This is a genomic window from Stenotrophomonas sp., assembly GCF_035634915.1.
Taxonomy (GTDB): domain Bacteria; phylum Pseudomonadota; class Gammaproteobacteria; order Xanthomonadales; family Xanthomonadaceae; genus Stenotrophomonas.
The window spans coordinates 25,395-38,705 of the sequence record NZ_DASQCB010000024.1 but is presented as its reverse complement, the minus strand read 5'-3'; the positions used below and the strand labels follow the sequence as shown (position 1 = coordinate 38,705).

Sequence of the window (13,311 nt, the reverse complement as noted above, 5' to 3'; positions counted from 1 at the left end):
CGACGGGGCGTCAATGGTAGCCAATCAGCCCGGCGAATGCCGCATGACCAAGGTCATGCCCGACCATCGGTAGCGCCGGGCCATGCCCGGCGGACGCGATCAATGCACTTCGTCGTGGTACACGAACTTGGGCATTTCCCAGCGGTAATGGATCGCCAGCAGGCGCAGCGCGAAGCCGCCGCCCAGGCAGCACAGGATCGCCGTGGCATCGGCCACGCCCCAGCGCAGCAGCAACAGATACACCGCGCCGGTCAGCAGCGAGATGATCGCGTACAGCTCCTTCTGGAAGATCAGCGGCACCTCGTTGCAGAGGATGTCGCGCAGCACGCCGCCGAAGGCACCGGTCAGCATGCCGGCGATCAGCACGATGGGCATGGCATGGCCGGCCTCGCGCGCGATCGAGCAGCCGATCAGGGTGAAGGCGATCAGGCCCAGGCCATCGAGTACCAGGAAGGTGCGGCGGAAATGATGCATCCAGCGCGCCACCCAGGTGGCGATGAGCGCCGCGCACACGGTGAAGCCCAGGTACTCAGGGTGCTTCACCCAGCCCAGCGGGTAGTGGCCGAGCAGGATGTCGCGCAGCGAACCGCCGCCGAGGGCGGTGACGCAGGCGATCATGACCACGCCGAACAGGTCCATGCGGCGGCGGCCGGCGGACAGCGCGCCGGTCATGGCTTCGGCGGAAATGGCAACGAGATAGATGATGGACAGCAGCATGGGACAGGCTCCGGGCGCGGTGGGGCCGGCCATGCGCGTATACCGCCACTGCGCGTGCAATGACGGGATGACGATGACCGGTGCCGCTCCCGCTGTCCTTTTGCCTGAGAGTTCAGCGGGATGAACCGCGTGCCCCTTCGGCGGATCGTGCCGGGCGTGCCCGGTGACCTCTCTCCAGCTCGGCGAGTCGAATGCATGGTTGGTGGGATTCCAGCCCACCGGCCTGAGCGATCATGGGAGCCTGCGCCTTCGGCGGGCGCCAGCGCGGCGCCTCTCTCCTGCATTCGGGCGCCAGTATATCCGCTGCAGTGCAGCACGCCATAATCCCCCCATGGTCCGTCCGTCCGCCCCGTGGTTCCTGTACCTGCTCGAATGCCGGGACGGCAGCTATTACGCCGGCATCAGCACCGACGTGGCGGCCCGTTTCGCCGCCCACCAGGCGGGCAAGGGCGCCCGCTACACCCGGGCCCGGCCGCCGCTGCGCATCCTGGCCGTGCGCGAGTACCCGGACCGCTCGGCCGCCTCCCGCGCCGAATGGCAGCTCAAGCAGCAGCCGCGCGAACGCAAGCTGGCCTGGCTGCAGGCCCCGGTCGAGGCCGTCCTGTAGATCCACGCCATGCGTGGATGACGCCCTGCGGCCATGCCATGATCGCCGCGCGCCCCAGAGCTGGAGACCCGGATGTCCACGCTTGCCCTGCTGTTCGCTGTTGCCGGTGCGACGAGCCCGGTCGCCGACCCGGCCACCCTTGCGGCCATCGAGGCCACCTGCCATGACTACGTCGATGGCCAGCTGGAGGCCGACCCGCAGCGCGTCGCGCGGTCCCTGCACCCGGACCTGGCCAAGCGTGCAGTGCTGGGCGACACGCCCGACGAGCGGCTGGGCCTGCGCCGCATGTCGAAGGAAGAACTGGTGGCACTGACCAGGCAGGGGGCGTTGAAGACGCCGAAGGCGCAATGGGACCGCCGCTGCACGGTGCTGGACGTGATCGGCAATGCCGCCTCGGTGCGGCTGGAAACGCCGTGGTTTGTCGACTACTTCCACATGGGCCGTTTCGACCAGCGCTGGGTCATCGTCAATGCGCTGTGGTATCCGAAGCCGAAGGCGAAGTGAGCGCGATGCGGGCTGCCGGCAAAGCGTGGATATCAATCATCGTGCTGGTGGCCGGCATCGCGCTGCTGCCCGGCCTGCTCTACCTGCTCGGGCTGGCCTGGGTGGATGGCTGGCCGCAGCCGGCAGACCGTGCGCCCAGTGGCGTAGCGGCATGCAGCAGTGAACCGCGCGTGGCGTACCCGCCGATGAACCCCTGGAGCGTCGTTGCGCAGCTCTTCGACGAGGATGCGGGGAAAGCGAACGTGCCCGTGGTCGAGCAGGAGGCCTACTGGGTTGCCCGCCGCCACCTGATGCGGCAGCCGCGGCACGGCATGCTGCGCTGGCAGTTGAGCAGCACGGCGCTGACGATCTGGATCACCCGGCATTGGAATGCCGCGCAGATTGCCGACACCGCGAGGAAGGAAGACTTCTGCCACGTGTGGCCGCGCCCGCCGGGCCGTGGCGGCCCGGTGAACCAGTAGACCACGCCACGCGTGGATGCTCTCCATGCGCCCCGCGCAGACATTCATCCACGCATGGCGTGGATCTACTGTGCATGTTTTCGAGGAGCCATTACCTCGGCCGGCGATCTTCCTGGTCATCACCAAAAATGATGCGCGCGCTGCGCTGGTAGCTCCAGTACGCCACCGCCCAGTTCAGCAGCACCACCACGCGGTTGCGGAAGCCGATCAGGAAGAACACGTGCGCGGCCAGCCAGAACCACCAGGCCAGCACACCCGACAGCTGCAGCCTGCCCAGGTGCACGATGGCGGCCATGCGGCCGATGGTGGCCAGGTTGCCGTAGTCGGCGTATTTGAACGGCCCCGGTGCCGGCTTGCCATGCAGGCGTGCGCGGATGACGTCGGCCACGTACTTGCCCATCTGCTTGGCAGCCGGTGCAACGCCGGGCACCGGCTTGCCGTTGGCCTGGTTCAGCGCGGCCAGGTCGCCGGCCACGAACAGTTCCGGGTGGCCAGGCAGGGTCAGGTCCGGCTGCACCTGCACACGGCCGGCGCGGTCCAGCGGTACGTCCAGCGTGCGCGCCAGCGGCGAAGCGGCCACGCCGGCGGCCCAGACCACGGTGCGTGCGGGCACGAACTGTTCGCCCAGCTTGAAGCCGAGGCTGTCGATGTCGCTCACCGGGGTGCCGGTCAGCACTTCCACGCCCAGCTTCTCCAGCTGCCGGCGTGCCTTCAGCGAAAGCACTTCCGGGAAGGAGGACAGGACGCGCGGGCCGGCCTCGACCAGGCGCACCTTGGCGCTGGCCGGGTCGATGTGGCGGAACTCGTTGCGCAGGGTGTGGCGGGCGATCTCGGCCAGGGTGCCGGCCAGTTCGACGCCGGTAGGGCCACCGCCGACCACCGCGAAGCTGAGCCATGCGGCCTTCTTCGCCGGATCCGGTTCAGCCTCGGCGCGCTCGAACGCCAGCAGCAGCTTGCGGCGCAGGGCGATGGCATCGTCCAGGGTCTTCAGGCCCGGCGCATCGCCGGCCCACTGGTCGTTGCCGAAGTAGGCGTGGGTGGCGCCGGTGGCCAGCAGCAGGCTGTCGTAGCCCACGGAGCTGCCGTCGGCCAGCCGCACCTGGCGGGTGGCCTTGTCGATGGCGACGACCTCGCCCAGGCGCACCTCCACGTTGCGCTGGTGGCCGAGGATGTGGCGCAGCGGCGCGGCGATATCGGGGGCGGACAGGCCGGCGGTGGCGACCTGGTACAGCAGGGGTTGGAACAGGTGGTGGTTGCGGCGGTCGAGCAGGGTGATCCTGATCTTCTCGCGGGCCAGGGCCCGGGTGGCCCAGAGGCCCGCAAAACCGCCGCCGATGATGACCAGGTGGGGGACTGGTTGGCGGCTCATCGACGTACTCCAGAGGGGGATGGATGTCGCCCTGCATCATCGCACGTCACATGGCGGCCAGTGGCCATGGGTGATACTCCGCTCAGCCTGCAGCCCACCGAGGAAACCATGAGCGAACCAGAAAAGCGCATCGCCCTGCTGATCGACGCCGACAATGCGCCGGCCTCGAAGATCGATGAAGTGCTGGCCGAGGTCGCCCGTTATGGCGTGGCCAACGTGCGCCGCGCCTACGGCAACTGGAAGAGCCCGCGCCTGAAGGGCTGGGAAGCGGTGCTGCACGAATACGCCATCCGCCCGATCCAGCAGTTCGCCTACAGCAAGGGCAAGAACGCCTCGGACATGGCCATGGTCATCGATGCCATGGACCTGCTGTACGCGCGCAACCTGGATGGCTTCGCCATCGTCTCCAGCGACGCCGATTTCACCCCGATGGTGATGCGCCTGCTGACCGATGGCGTGAAGGTCTATGGCTTTGGCGAAAAGAAAACGCCCGAGCCATTCGTCAACGCGTGTTCCAAATTCACCTACCTGGAGGCGCTGGGCCAGACCCACGCCAGCGTGCCCGATGCCGAGGCCGAGAGCGGACAGACGCAGAACGGGCAGGTGGCCAGCGACGAGGTGCGCCCACGCAAGAACAGCGCGGAACTACGCAACGACACGCGCCTGGTGAAGATGCTGCGGCGTGCGGTATCGGCGGCCGAGGGCGAGGATGGCTGGTCACACCTGGGCCCGGTCGGCAGCCAGATCGGCAACCAGGCCTCGTTCGACCCGCGCAACTACGGCTACGGCAAGCTCAGCGACCTGCTGGCGGCCATCGGCCTGTTCGAGCTGAAGAAGGACGGCAAATCGTCCTACGTGCGCGCGCTGCCGAAAAAGAACCGGTAGTGTCGGCCGCTGGCCGGCACATCGACGCCGCGACTCAGATCACCCGTGCATCGGAACGCGCATAGCCGTCGGCGAACCCGCCGGCGAAATCCTCGATGCCGTTGAAGGCCAGCAGCAACAGCCCCGCACACAGCAGAAGATTGCGGTTGGAACGGCGGTAGCCCAGCACCAGCATCACCAGCCCTGCTGCCGGCAGAACGTAGTTCAAAGCATCCCATGCGGTCACGTCGTCTCTCCCTGTGGATGGGCGTATCGTAGCGTTTCCGCGCCACCGTGGCGCATCGCTGCAGGCAGGGAAATCCGCAATGTTGAAGATCTGGGGCCGCCGTAATTCCAGCAACGTCCGCAAGGTGCTGTGGTGCGCCGAGGAAATCGGGCTGCCGTACGAATCCATCGAAGTGGGCGGCAGCCATGGCGGCACGCAGTCTGCCGAATACGTGGCGATGAACCCCAACAGCCTGGTGCCGGTGATCGAAGACCACGGCCTGCCGCTGTGGGAATCGAACACCATCGTGCGCTACCTGAGCGCGCGCTATTCGCTGGGCACGCTGTACGCCGAAGACGCGATGGAACGCGCGCAGGCCGAGAAGTGGATGGACTGGAGCACCTCGCGGATGGCCGCGCTGTACTCCGAACTGATCTGGGGCATCATGCGCACCGCGCCGGCCGACCGCGACGAAGCACGCATCAACGCCGCCATCGTGCGCGCCGGTGATTACCTGAAGATGGCCGATGAGACGCTGGGCAGGCAGCCGTGGCTGTCGGGCGAGACGTTCGCGATGGGCGACATTCCGCTGGGTTCGCTGGTCTATGCCTGGTTCGAACTGCCGATCCAGCGCCCGGACCTGCCGAACCTGGCCGACTGGTACGCCCGCCTGCGCGAGCGCCCGGCCTACCAGCGCGGCGTGATGTCGCCGCTGACGTAAGCGCAGGCGCACCAACGGTAGCGTCGGGCAGCACCCTCAATACAGATCCGTCGGATCCACATCCAGCGACCAGCGCACCTTGCGGGCCTCCGGCAGCGCGTACAGCTGCGGCACCAGCTGGGCCAGTACGCCGTGCAGCGGTGGCCGCTGCAGCGCAGACAGCAGCAGCTGCGTGCGCTGGTAACCGGCGCGGCGTGGCATCGGTGCCGGCATCGGCCCATAGGCTTCCACCACGTTCTGTTCGCCCAGCAGCTGCCGCGCCGCCAGCAGGAAGGCGTTGGCATGTTCAAGCTGCTGCGCTTCGGCACGCATCAGCGCCAGGTGCGCGAAGGGCGGGAAGCCTGCGGCCTGGCGCTGGTTCAATTCGGCCTGCGCGAACGGGTGGTAGCCACCGCTCACCAGGGTTTCCAGCAACGGGTGCCCCGGGTGGTGGGTCTGCAGCCAGACCTCGCCGGGATCGCGCGCGCGACCGGCACGGCCGGCCACCTGGATCAGCTGCTGGGCCAGCTTCTCGCTGGCGCGGAAATCGGCCGAGAACAGGCCTTCGTCGATGCCCACCACCACCACCAGGGTCAGCTTGGGCAGGTCGTGGCCCTTGGCCAGGATCTGCGTGCCGACCAGGATGCCGGGCTGGTCGCCCAGCTTCGCCAACTGCTGCTCCAGGGCATCGCGGCGCGAGGTGGTGCCGCGGTCGATGCGCACTACCGGGTAATCGGCGAAGGCGCTGACCAGGTGCTCTTCCAGGCGCTCGGTGCCGATGCCCTGCGGCTGCAACGCGAGGCTGCCGCAGGCCGGGCAGGCCAGGGGCGCCGGCTGCCGCGCACCGCAGTGGTGGCACTGCAGGCGACGGCCGCCGCCATGCACGGTCATCGGCGCATCGCAGCGCTGGCACGGCGCGGTCCAGCCGCAGTCGTGGCACAGCAGCACCGGTGCGTAGCCACGGCGGTTCTTGAACACCAGCACCTGCTGGCCACGCTGCAGGTGTTCGCCGATGCCGGCCAGCACATCGGCGGAGAGACCATCGTGCAGCGGGCGCTTGCGGACATCCAGGATGCGCACGCGTGGCGGCCGTGCATCACCGGCGCGCTGCTTCAGGCGCAGATGGGTATAGCGGCCTGCGTAAGCGTTGTGCAGGGTTTCCAGCGAAGGCGTGGCGCTGCCGAGCAGCACCGGGATGCCCAGCGCCTTGGCCCGCACCAGGGCGAAATCGCGGGCGTGGTAACGAATGCCGTCCTGCTGCTTGTAGCTGCCGTCGTGTTCCTCGTCGACGATCAGCAGGCCGGCCTGCGGCAGCGGGGTGAACACCGCCGACCGGGTGCCAACGATGACCCGCGCTTCGCCGCGCGAGGCGGCGGCCCAGACGCGCGCACGCTCGTTGTCGTTCAGCCCCGAATGCAGCGCATGTACCGCGATGCCGAGGCGGCCGCGGAAGCGCGCCAGGGTCTGCGGGGTCAGGCCGATCTCCGGTACCAGCACCAGCGCCTGCTTCCCCTGCGCCAGGCAGTGGATGATGGCCTGCAGGTAGACCTCGGTCTTGCCGCTGCCGGTCACCCCGTCCAGCAGGAAGGCGTGGAAGCCGTCGGCAGCGGTGATCGCGGCCACGGCATCGGCCTGTTCCGGGTTGAGGGTGGGGCCGGGCAGGGGCTGTGCATGCTGCGGCGCTACGCTGAGGGCCACGCGCTCGGCCAGTTCGCGCTTGGCCAGGCTGCGTGCGGCGGTGCGCCAGTCCTCCATGCGCGCACCCAGTACATCCTCGTCGACCACGGCCTCGCCCAGCAGTTCGGCCAGTTGCCGCGGGCGGGTGCCGGCACGCAGTTTTTCGCGCTGGGCCTGGCCGGCGGCAGTCAGCTGCCAGCCCCAGTGATGGGTGTCTGGCAGGGGCTCGCCGTGACGCAGCGGGCTGGGCAGGGCCGTGTTCACCACCTCGCCCAACGGGGAATGGGTGTAGCGGGCCAGCCATTGCAGGCTCTGCCACAGCTCACCCTGCAGCAGCGGCTGCGGATCGCACCAGGCCAACGCCTGGCGCAGGCCCTGGCCGTCATTCACCTCGCCGTGGCCGGCCACCGTACCCACCAGCTCACGGTTGCCGAACGGCACCTTCAGGCGGCAGCCGACCGGTACGGCCGGGCCTTGGCCTTCCGGGGGCAGGTAGTCGAACAGGCGCGGCAGCGGGACGGGCAGGGCGACCTGCAGGGTCGGAATGGGGGCAAGCATCGGCGCAGTGTAACGGGCGGGGCCGGGGCCGATGGCAGAGGCGATGACGTCGCCAGCGACGGCCATGCAATCATAAATGTCACCTAAATATCGGTGGCTGTTAGAGATTCAGTCTTATCCACATCTTCTGTGGATAACGTTGTGCGTTACCGGTCGACGGGCGCGTGTGAGGCTGATGGCGACGGCTTTACACTTGGGTTGGTCAAAAAATAGCCACAGTAAAAAGATCAACAAAATCAATATCTTGATTGTGAAACATTGCTGAAACAAGGTGAATCCGCTCGTTCCGGCCAATTTGGCCCCGCACCGTCTTGATGCTGTGCACAACCTGCAGCACGAAGTGCCGGTGGGCGCAAGGCCTGCCGGCCGTCGATGGGCTGCCGCTATCATGCCGGCAGACCTTTGGAGTAACCGATGACGGCTGTGCCCGCCCCTGTTTCCTCGACCGCGGCCGGCGCACTGTCGGCATTCCTGCGTGGCGTAGAGCGCCGCGCGCTGGTGGTTGCCGAGCTGCAATGCGGTGATCCCACCCGCGCCGAGCAGACCCTGGTTGCAGTGATGCGCGCGTTCTCTGCGGTGGCCAGCGACCTGCCGATGGCGCAGTGGCCCACCCGTTTCTGGACCCTGCTGGGCCAGCGCCAGGCGCTGCGCGAGCCGGCCGCCGGGCAATGGCCGCCGTCGCTGGCGGCCTTGGGCGACATCCCGCCGCTGCCACGCCTGGCCCTGCTGCTGCGGGTGGGGGGCAGCCTGGATGAAGGCATCGCCACCCGCGTGCTGGATATCGATGAGGACGGCTACCAGCAGCTGCTGGCCGCCGCCTGCCCGCGCGACGCCCACGGCCAGCCCGACGCGGCCGCCTGGCGCAGCCTGGCCGAGCAGGTACAGCTGCGCATCCGCGATCTGCCGGCCAAGCGCCTGCAGCAGCTGCAGCAGCCGTCCGCACCGGCCGCGAACAACCAGGCGCCCACCGCCAGCTGGCGGGCGCCGGACCGCGACGAACGCACCGTCCCCAAGCGCCGCCGCCCCAGCAAGGGCGCACCGCGCTGGCGTGGCCCGGTCATTCTGCTGGTGACGGTGGCCGTGCTGCTGGCCGTCGCACTGGGCTGGCGCTACTGGCAGGGCCATGCCCCGGCCAGCAATGCACCGCTGCCGGAAGGCGTGGTGGCCGAGACCGGCCCGGTCACCGTCGAAGCGCTGCCGGCCACGGACGTGCAGCCCAGCGCCGGCGCCGACGCCCATGCGGCCGAGGATGCCGCCATGCTGGCCGACAGCGACTACCCGCTGGCTGCCGATGCCGACCTGTACGCGTGGAGTGCTGCGGGCGGGCCGCTGCCGGTGGATGAATCCGAACCCAAGCCGACCCGCCCAGAGCCGGTCGGTGCTGCGCTGGAAACCGCTGCTGCCGATGAATAAGTTCCTGTTTGCCGGCCTGGTGCTGGCCCTGCCGTTGTCGCTGTCTGCCGCACCGCCATCGCTGGAAGTGCCGCTGCCGCCGCCAGCGCCTGGCGCACTGCCGGCACCGGTGGCCGATACCCGCTCGCCGGCCGCCTTTGCCCAGCTCCGCCCGGAGCAGCAGCGCCAGCGTCGGGCCGACTACGCCGCATGGAAGGCGCTGCCGGAAGGCGAGCGCGACCGCATCCGCCAGGCCGCCGCCCGCTTCGCTGCGCTGCCGGCCGCGCAGCAGCAACGCCTGCGTGAGCAGTTCCAGGCCCAGGACCAGTCGTTCCGCGATGGCTGGCGGCTTGGCCCGCAGCTGGGCATGCAGTTCCCCAAGCTGCACGGTCTGTTCGGCCTGGTGCCGCCGGAGCAGCGCGAGGCCGCGCTGGCCGTGCTGCGCCAGCTCAGTGATGCGCAATTGACGCAATTGGCACTGGTTGCCCAGCGCACCCCGCCGCAGGAGCGCGATGCCGTGCGCAGTGCCTTCCTGGCCGTGCCGGCCGCCGGACGCGATGCCTGGCTCAAGCGCCAGGCCGGCCAGTAGCGTCGACCGTTGGTCGACCATCGCGCAACACGGGCGTGTTGCCGGGATCCACGTGAAGAGCAGTCGACCAACGGTCGACTCTACCCGCGAGCGGTGCGGGATCGTTTGGTCGTAAAATAGCCGGCCGCAACCCGGTGCCTGTGCCCTTCGCGCGCAACCGTAGTTGGCGTTCCGTACTTCCATGTCTACTGCAACCTCCACGCCGCGCTTCCGCAAGGAAGTCGGCGCGACCGGTCTGCTCGCCCTGCCGTTGGTGCTGGGCCATGTATCCACCGGTCTGATCTCTTTCGTCGACAACGTCATTGCCGGCCACCACGCCACGGCCACCCTGGCTGCGGTCACCATCGGTACGGCCCTCTTGTGGCTGCCGATGCTGATTCCGATCGGCACGCTCATCTCCCTCACCGCCTCGGTGTCGCAGCTGCACGGCGCCGGCCGCGAGCGCGAGATCGGCCCGCTGTTCCGCCAGGCGCTGTGGCTGGCGCTGGGCCTGGGCCTGATCATGTTCACCTTCCTCACCGTGGTGCCGCCGCTGCTGCCGGCCTTCGGCATCGCCCCGGACATCGTGCCGGGGGCCACGGCCTTCCTGCACGCGGTGCGCTGGGGTGGCCCGGCGCTGACCCTGTACTTCTGCATGCGCTACCTCAGCGAGGGCATGCACTGGACGCTGCCGACCATGCTGCTCGGCTTCGGTGGCCTGCTGGTGCTGGCGCCGATGGGCTACGTGCTGGCCAACGGCAAGCTCGGCTTCCCGGAAATGGGCGCCGAAGGCCTGGGCATCGCCTCGGCGGTGATGATGTGGCTGCAGGCCATCGCCTTCGCCACCTACCTGTGGTTCACCAAGCGCTTCGCCCACCTGCAGCTGTTTTCGCACTTCGAAGGCCCGCGCCCGGCGGCGATCTGGGACCTGCTGCGCACCGGCCTGCCGATCGGCATCACCGTGCTGATGGAAGGCGGCCTGTTCATCGTCACCGCGCTGCTGATCGGCCGCCTCGGTGCCAACGAAGCGGCCGCGCACCAGATCGCGATCAACGTGGCGCAGCTGTGCTTCATGATCCCGATGGGCGTGGCCGAGGCCACCACCGTGCGCGTGGGCCATGCGGTCGGCCGTGGCGATGGCTTCGGCGTGCGCCGCGCGGCGTGGGCCGGCTACGCGATCATCATGGGCACGCAGACGTTGTCCGCGGCGGTGCTGCTGTTCGGCCACGACGCCATCGTCGGCGTCTACACCAACGACCTGGCCGTGGCCGGGCTGGCCTCGACCCTGCTGCTGTACGCGGCCACCTTCCAGTTCCCCGATGGCATCCAGGTGCTCTCTGCCGGCGCGCTGCGCGGGCTGAAGGACACCCGCGTGCCGATGTTCATCGCCATGTTCGCCTACTGGGGCCTGGGCATGCCGCTCGGTGCCGGGCTCGGCCTGGGCCTGGGCATGGGGCCGCAGGGCATGTGGATCGGCCTGATCGTCGGCCTCACCGCTGCCGCCATCCTGATGGGCTGGCGCCTGCGTCGCAGCAGCCAGCGCATCGGCCAGTCGGTCCTGGAATGATCGTTGCGCCCGTCGCCACAGACCGTGGCGGGCGATCCCCTGACTTGTGTCCGATGCCACCTCACGCGGCACCGGCTATGCTGTTACCACGGCAAGAAGCCATCCGGAGCGCTCCATGAACCAACCCGTGCCCCCGCTGCCCCCGGCGCATCGCAATCCCATCGCCGGTTTCTTCATCGGGCTGTGGGACGTGATGAATTTCACCCGCAGGCTGATCCTCAACCTGGTGTTCTTCGGCCTGCTGCTGTTCGTGGTGGTGATGTTCATCGTCGCTGCGGGCATGAGCGCCGGCGCCAGCAAATCGATGCAGGACCGCACCACCCTGGTGATCGCGCCGGAAGGCCGGCTGGTCGAACAGTACAGCGCCGACCCGGTCAGCCGCGCGCTGGCCAAGGCCGTGGGTGACAACGGTGCCGAGGAAGTGCAGCTGCGTGACCTGCTGCGCGTGATCGAGTCGGCCAAGACCGACAAGAAGATCGAACGCGTGGTGCTGGAACTGGACAAGCTGCAGCCGTCCGGTTTCGCTTCGCTGCGTGAAGTGGCCGGTGCGCTGCAGGATCTGCGCGCCTCGGGCAAGCAGATCGTGGCGTTCAGCCAGAGCATGGGCCAGTCGCAGTACCTGCTGGCCGCGCAGGCCGACGAGGTCTACCTGGACCCGATGGGGTCGGTGGTGCTGGAAGGCCTGGGCCGTTACCGCCAGTACTTCCGCACCGGCCTGCAGGACAAGCTGGGAGTGGACGTGCACCTGTTCAAGGTGGGCGAGTACAAGTCCGCCGCCGAACCGTACGTACTGGACGCGGCCTCGCCGGCGTCCAAGGAAGCCGACCTGTTCTGGATGAACGACGTGTGGCAGCGCTACCTGGGTGACATCGCCAAGGCGCGCCGCCTGGATCCGGCGCAGCTGGCTGCCGGTATCGACACTCTGCCCGAAGGCGTGGCCGCCGCCGGTGGTGACCTGGCCAAGTTCGCCCTGCAGCAGAAGCTGGTGACCGCGCTGAAGACCCGCGAGGAATTCGAGGATCTGATGATCGAGCGCGGCGTGGCCGACGAAGATGCTGACGGCGGCTTCCGCAGCATCGATTTCGCGTCCTACATGAGCCAGCTCGACGCGCGCCGCAACCCGGTGGACAACCGTCCGCAGGTAGCCGTGGTGGTGGCCTCCGGCGAGATCAGCGGCGGCGACCTGCCTGCCGGCCGCATCGGTGGCGAGTCGACCTCGGCCCTGCTGCGCGCCGCGCGCGACGACGAGCAGGTCAAGGCCGTGGTCCTGCGCGTGGATTCGCCGGGCGGTGAAGTGTTCGCCTCCGAGCAGATCCGCCGCGAAGTGGTGGCCCTGCAGGCCGCCGGGAAGCCGGTGGTGGTGTCGATGGGCGACCTTGCCGCATCCGGTGGTTACTGGATCAGCATGAACGCCGATCGCATCTATGCCGATCCGTCGACCATCACCGGTTCGATCGGCATCTTCGGCATGATCCCCAACTTCAGCCGCGCGCTGGACAAGTTCGGCGTGCATACCGATGGCGTGGGCACGACCCGCTTCGCCGGTGCCTTCGACGTCACCCGCCCGATGGATCCGGCCGTGGGCCAGGTCATCCAGTCGGTGATCAACAAGGGCTATGCCGACTTCACCGGCCGCGTGGCCGAGGCCCGCAAGAAGCCGGTCGAGGCCATCGACGAAGTGGCCCGTGGCCGCGTCTGGAGCGGTGCGCAGGCCAAGGAGCGCGGCCTGGTCGACGCGTTCGGCGGCATGAAGGACGCCGTGGCCGACGCCGCCAGCCGTGCCAAGCTGGGCAATGACGAGAAGTACCGCGTGCGCTACATCGAGAAGCCCGCTACCCCGTTCGCGCAGTTCATCAGTGGTTTCGCCGGCAGCCATGCCGGTGCCTGGATGCTGGCCGATTCGGGCGTGGCGCGGATGATGCTGGCGCGCACGATGCCGGAAGTGGATACCCAGCTGCGCTTCGTCGAGAACGCCGCGCGCGAGAAGGGCAACGGTGCGCCGGTGAAGGCACTGGCGTACTGCTTCTGCGGTTTCTGACCGGCATTTGCTGGTAATGAAAACGCCCGGCTTTGGCCGGGCGTTTTTGTTTGTGCGGGGTCG

At 68.6% G+C, this 13,311-nt stretch carries 13 protein-coding genes and 2 riboswitches; of the genes, 9 read left to right on the top strand and 4 right to left on the bottom strand.

Annotation, left to right across the window (positions count from 1 at the left end; translation table 11 throughout):
- Positions 1-99 precede the first annotated feature (99 nt).
- Entirely contained in the window at positions 100-717 is a 618-nt protein-coding gene (locus VER16_RS18705; protein WP_079223669.1) for a trimeric intracellular cation channel family protein, read from the bottom strand.
- An 82-nt stretch (positions 718-799) separates the two neighbouring features.
- Positions 800-905, bottom strand: a riboswitch (glycine riboswitch).
- Between the two features lie 13 nt (positions 906-918).
- Positions 919-1,008, bottom strand: a riboswitch (glycine riboswitch).
- A 40-nt stretch (positions 1,009-1,048) separates the two neighbouring features.
- Between VER16_RS18705 and VER16_RS18700 the strand changes: the two genes are divergently transcribed.
- The 3 genes from VER16_RS18700 to VER16_RS18690 all read left to right on the top strand — a co-directional run bounded on the left by VER16_RS18700 (position 1,049) and on the right by VER16_RS18690 (position 2,289).
- Entirely contained in the window at positions 1,049-1,324 is a 276-nt protein-coding gene (locus tag VER16_RS18700) for a GIY-YIG nuclease family protein (RefSeq protein ID WP_324810695.1), read from the top strand.
- 72 nt (positions 1,325-1,396) lie between these two features.
- Entirely contained in the window at positions 1,397-1,828 is a 432-nt protein-coding gene (locus VER16_RS18695; protein ID WP_324810693.1) for a nuclear transport factor 2 family protein, read from the top strand.
- A 5-nt stretch (positions 1,829-1,833) separates the two neighbouring features.
- Positions 1,834-2,289, top strand: coding sequence for a hypothetical protein (locus tag VER16_RS18690; protein WP_324810897.1), 456 nt, complete (start codon positions 1,834-1,836; stop codon positions 2,287-2,289).
- A gap of 91 nt (positions 2,290-2,380) precedes the next feature.
- On the opposite strand, the gene VER16_RS18685 is transcribed toward VER16_RS18690, so the two are convergent.
- On the bottom strand, positions 2,381-3,658 hold the full coding sequence (locus VER16_RS18685) for an NAD(P)/FAD-dependent oxidoreductase (protein WP_324810691.1): 1,278 nt from the start codon (positions 3,656-3,658) through the stop codon (positions 2,381-2,383).
- Positions 3,659-3,766: 108 nt separating this feature from the next.
- Between VER16_RS18685 and VER16_RS18680 the strand changes: the two genes are divergently transcribed.
- On the top strand, positions 3,767-4,543 hold the full coding sequence (locus VER16_RS18680; RefSeq protein WP_324810689.1) for an NYN domain-containing protein: 777 nt from the start codon (positions 3,767-3,769) through the stop codon (positions 4,541-4,543).
- Between the two features lie 34 nt (positions 4,544-4,577).
- Here the strand turns inward: VER16_RS18680 and VER16_RS18675 are convergent, their stop codons facing one another.
- Complete coding sequence (locus VER16_RS18675) at positions 4,578-4,769, bottom strand: hypothetical protein (protein WP_324810687.1); 192 nt, start codon at positions 4,767-4,769, stop codon at positions 4,578-4,580.
- A gap of 79 nt (positions 4,770-4,848) precedes the next feature.
- Here VER16_RS18675 and VER16_RS18670 point away from each other — a divergent pair, with 79 nt between their 5' ends.
- Positions 4,849-5,469, top strand: a complete 621-nt coding sequence (locus VER16_RS18670) for a glutathione S-transferase (RefSeq protein ID WP_324810685.1) — start codon at positions 4,849-4,851, stop codon at positions 5,467-5,469.
- Positions 5,470-5,505: 36 nt separating this feature from the next.
- Here the strand turns inward: VER16_RS18670 and VER16_RS18665 are convergent, their stop codons facing one another.
- Complete coding sequence (locus VER16_RS18665) at positions 5,506-7,683, bottom strand: primosomal protein N' (RefSeq protein ID WP_324810895.1); 2,178 nt, start codon at positions 7,681-7,683, stop codon at positions 5,506-5,508.
- Positions 7,684-8,097: 414 nt separating this feature from the next.
- Between VER16_RS18665 and VER16_RS18660 the strand changes: the two genes are divergently transcribed.
- The 4 genes from VER16_RS18660 (at position 8,098) to sppA (ending at position 13,248) form a co-directional block, all read left to right on the top strand.
- On the top strand, positions 8,098-9,096 hold the full coding sequence (locus tag VER16_RS18660) for a hypothetical protein (RefSeq protein WP_324810683.1): 999 nt from the start codon (positions 8,098-8,100) through the stop codon (positions 9,094-9,096).
- Positions 9,089-9,664: a DUF3106 domain-containing protein gene (locus VER16_RS18655; protein ID WP_324810681.1), complete on the top strand. Its 576-nt coding sequence runs from the start codon at positions 9,089-9,091 to the stop codon at positions 9,662-9,664. The genes VER16_RS18660 and VER16_RS18655 overlap by 8 nt, the downstream gene beginning before the upstream one ends.
- Before the next feature lie 181 nt (positions 9,665-9,845).
- Positions 9,846-11,210, top strand: coding sequence for an MATE family efflux transporter (locus tag VER16_RS18650; protein WP_324810679.1), 1,365 nt, complete (start codon positions 9,846-9,848; stop codon positions 11,208-11,210).
- Between the two features lie 115 nt (positions 11,211-11,325).
- Positions 11,326-13,248 carry a signal peptide peptidase SppA gene (sppA, locus tag VER16_RS18645; protein WP_324810677.1) on the top strand — a complete coding sequence of 641 codons (1,923 nt, stop codon included), beginning with the start codon at positions 11,326-11,328 and terminating at the stop codon, positions 13,246-13,248.
- The last annotated feature ends 63 nt before the right edge of the window (positions 13,249-13,311 follow it).

Bases quoted from the DNA above. Each gene is read 5' to 3' on its own strand.
- VER16_RS18705 (WP_079223669.1), bottom strand. From the start codon at position 717: ATGCTGCTGTCCATCATCTATCTCGTTGCCATTTCCGCCGAAGCCATG.
- VER16_RS18700 (WP_324810695.1), top strand. From the start codon at position 1,049: ATGGTCCGTCCGTCCGCCCCGTGGTTCCTGTACCTGCTCGAATGCCGG.
- VER16_RS18695 (WP_324810693.1), top strand. From the start codon at position 1,397: ATGTCCACGCTTGCCCTGCTGTTCGCTGTTGCCGGTGCGACGAGCCCG.
- VER16_RS18690 (WP_324810897.1), top strand. From the start codon at position 1,834: ATGCGGGCTGCCGGCAAAGCGTGGATATCAATCATCGTGCTGGTGGCC.
- VER16_RS18685 (WP_324810691.1), bottom strand. From the start codon at position 3,658: ATGAGCCGCCAACCAGTCCCCCACCTGGTCATCATCGGCGGCGGTTTT.
- VER16_RS18680 (WP_324810689.1), top strand. From the start codon at position 3,767: ATGAGCGAACCAGAAAAGCGCATCGCCCTGCTGATCGACGCCGACAAT.
- VER16_RS18670 (WP_324810685.1), top strand. From the start codon at position 4,849: ATGTTGAAGATCTGGGGCCGCCGTAATTCCAGCAACGTCCGCAAGGTG.
- VER16_RS18665 (WP_324810895.1), bottom strand. From the start codon at position 7,683: ATGCTTGCCCCCATTCCGACCCTGCAGGTCGCCCTGCCCGTCCCGCTG.
- VER16_RS18660 (WP_324810683.1), top strand. From the start codon at position 8,098: ATGACGGCTGTGCCCGCCCCTGTTTCCTCGACCGCGGCCGGCGCACTG.
- VER16_RS18655 (WP_324810681.1), top strand. From the start codon at position 9,089: ATGAATAAGTTCCTGTTTGCCGGCCTGGTGCTGGCCCTGCCGTTGTCG.
- VER16_RS18650 (WP_324810679.1), top strand. From the start codon at position 9,846: ATGTCTACTGCAACCTCCACGCCGCGCTTCCGCAAGGAAGTCGGCGCG.
- sppA (WP_324810677.1), top strand. From the start codon at position 11,326: ATGAACCAACCCGTGCCCCCGCTGCCCCCGGCGCATCGCAATCCCATC.